Origin of the sequence: Synechococcus sp. CB0205, from assembly GCF_000179255.1 — a bacterium.
Taxonomy (GTDB): Bacteria; Cyanobacteriota; Cyanobacteriia; order PCC-6307; family Cyanobiaceae; genus Vulcanococcus.
Genome location: NZ_ADXM01000072.1, coordinates 1 through 2,461 on the forward strand (window position 1 = coordinate 1; position 2,461 = coordinate 2,461).

At 65.3% G+C, this 2,461-nt stretch carries 3 protein-coding genes; 1 reads left to right on the top strand and 2 read right to left on the bottom strand.

Annotation, left to right across the window (positions count from 1 at the left end; all coding sequences use genetic code 11):
• Nucleotides 1-208: sigma factor-like helix-turn-helix DNA-binding protein (locus CB0205_RS0113860; protein ID WP_010318165.1), on the top strand; the 208-nt coding region annotated here is incomplete at its 5' end.
• Here the strand turns inward: CB0205_RS0113860 and CB0205_RS0113865 are convergent.
• Together CB0205_RS0113865 and CB0205_RS0113870 are read right to left on the bottom strand one after the other, a co-directional pair.
• Nucleotides 205-672, bottom strand: a complete 468-nt coding sequence (locus CB0205_RS0113865; RefSeq protein WP_010318166.1) for a hypothetical protein — start codon at nt 670-672, stop codon at nt 205-207. The genes CB0205_RS0113860 and CB0205_RS0113865 overlap by 4 nt on opposite strands.
• A gap of 26 nt (nt 673-698) precedes the next feature.
• On the bottom strand, nt 699-2,351 hold the full coding sequence (locus CB0205_RS0113870; protein ID WP_010318167.1) for an AarF/ABC1/UbiB kinase family protein: 1,653 nt from the start codon (nt 2,349-2,351) through the stop codon (nt 699-701).
• Between the last annotated feature and the right edge of the window lie 110 nt (nt 2,352-2,461).

A 2,461-nucleotide genomic window follows, 5' to 3' on the forward strand; every position in this document is an offset into this window, starting at 1 on the left:
CATGCGGGGACTGTTGGACCAACTGCCGGACCTGCAGGGCCGCGTGCTGAAGATGCGCTATGGCATTGATGTCGAAGAGCCCATGAGCCTGAGCTCCATCGCCCGTGCACTTGAGATGAGCCGCGACCGTGCCCGCAGCCTCGAGCGCAAGGCCCACGAGGAGCTACGCCGCCGCTCCGAGGAGATGCACGCCTATCTGGCGGCTTAGAAGAACTCGTCGAAGTTGTCGAAGTCAACGGCGCTGAATGTGCCGTTCTCCACCTGGCTCATTAGCCGCTCCAGCTGGACCCAGAGGGCGCCGGCCGTCGCCATCGACAGCACGAAGGCCACGAGCAATGCCGCTCCTGAGGAGAAGCCGAAGATCTGCAGGCTGCCGCCAATGAACAGGGTGATTCCAACGATGATCCCCGTGTAGGGCAGGTTGGTTTCAAAATTCCCGAGGGGCAGCAGTGCCAGCCGGTCCTGCTTCCAGCCGTCGAGCTTGTTCTGAACCAGCCTGGCGAAGGTCAATCCGCAGAGGATCCCCATGGCCAGGCCAATCCCCGCCAGCACGTAGGGAGGCTGAAACATCGGGGCGAATTCAAGCAGGATGTCGCCCGGCTCCAGGTCACCGAAGTCCCCTGTCGCGAAGTCCTGGGCGGCTTCGCTCAGGTTGATCGGGGCCAGGGCCATCGGTGTGGACTCAAGTGGCGCTGACCCTAAGCCGCCAGCGGGTTCAGCCGAGTGAGCAGGCGGCCAGCGACGCGGCGCGGCGAGAAGGTGCGGCCCAGCAGTTGCATCAGGCCGCGTAGGTCGTCGGTGTTTAGGCGGTTGTCGCGGACCAGGGTCAGCAGCAGCCGCTGCCTGAGGCTCTTGCCCTCTTCGCCCACCAGCAGCTTCAGGCCCGCACCGGCGACCGGCAGCAGGTCCGTGGCACCGCCGCCGCCGTCGTCGTTCTCAACCACCTGCAGCAGGTTCTCTAGGCGCTCCAGCTGCAGGCGTCCGTCCCGATCAAACAAAACCTCCATCAGCTTCTCGCGCATCTCGGCGGTGTCCCCCGCCAGCAGGCGCCGGGCCACATAGGGATAGGCGACGTTGATGATCCGGAAGCTGGGGTCCAGGCGCATCGCCAGGCCCTCCTGGCTGACCACCGCCCGGATGATCAGGGCAAAGCGGGCCGGCACCCGGAAGGGGTAGGCGTACATCAACTCCGAGAAGCGATCGGTGATCGCCTTGAAGTTGAAGGAGCCGACGTTTTCCCCCAGCGCACCGCCGAGTACCTCCTCAAGCGCGGGAATGATCGGGGTGAGGTCCGTCTTCGCGTTCAGGAAGCCCAGATCGACGAAATCTTGAGCCAGGCCCTCAAAGTCGCGGTTGATCAAGTGCACCACCGCCCCGGTCAGGGTCAGGCGATCGCTGTTGCTGATCGAATCCATCATCCCGAAGTCCACGTAGGCCACATGGCCCAGGGCTCCGGTCTTGCCCGGCAGGGCAAAGAGGTTGCCTGGGTGGGGATCAGCGTGGAAGTAGCCGAACTCCAGCAGCTGCTGCAGCCCGCTGATCACGCCCGTGCGGATCAAGGAGGCGGGATCGAGGTGTTGGGCTTCGAGCTCCTGGCGCTGCTGCAGTTTCGTGCCGTTGATCCAAGTGGTCGTCAGCACACGCTGGCCCGAGAGGCTGCGGTCCACCCGCGGCACGATCACCGCCGTATTGCCCTCGAACATCCGTGCGAAGCGCTCGGCGTTGTCGGCCTCCTTGCGGTAGTCGATCTCCTCAAACAGGGATCTGCCGAACTCATCAATGATTTCCCCCAGGCCAAAGCCCAGGTTCAGGGGCAGCAGCGGAGCCGCCATCACCCCCAGCAGCCGGATCAGCACCAAGTCCCGGCGCAGCTGCCGCTCGAGGTTGGGGCGCTGCACCTTCACGGCTACCCAGTTCCCACCGACGGGTTTGGCCCGGTACACCTGGCCCAGGCTGGCGGCCGCTACCGGGTAGTCCGGGAACTCTTCAAACAGTTGCTGGACCGGTGCCCCCAGGTCTGCCTCGATCGTCTCCAGGGCGATGGCGTGGGGGAAGGCCGGCAGGTTGTCCTGCAGTTGGGTCAGCTGATCCAGCCAGTCGCGCCGCACCAGGTCCGGACGGGTGGAGAGGGCCTGTCCCACCTTGATGAAACAGGGCCCCAACCCCGTCAGGGTGGTGAAAATCTTCTGCCCCAGGCGCTGCTGCACCTTGGGGTCGGGATTGTTGGCCTGGAAGACCAGCACCAGCGCCAGGCTCAGCAGGCTGCTGAGCACCACGACCAAGCGGCCGACCAGCTGCCAGGGCCGCAGCAGCAGCCAGCGCAAGTCACGCCCCGGGTCGTAGGTGCTCATCCAATCCGCCAGCAAGTTGCAAACTCTAGGAATGGTGTTGCTCCAGCAGCTGCTTCAGGCGCGCCGGCCCCGGTTGCCGCTGCATCTGCCGGCCCACGGCCGCGGGCGGG

Bases quoted from the DNA above. Each gene is read 5' to 3' on its own strand.
- CB0205_RS0113870 (WP_010318167.1), bottom strand. From the start codon at position 2,351: ATGAGCACCTACGACCCGGGGCGTGACTTGCGCTGGCTGCTGCTGCGG.
- CB0205_RS0113865 (WP_010318166.1), bottom strand. From the start codon at position 672: ATGGCCCTGGCCCCGATCAACCTGAGCGAAGCCGCCCAGGACTTCGCG.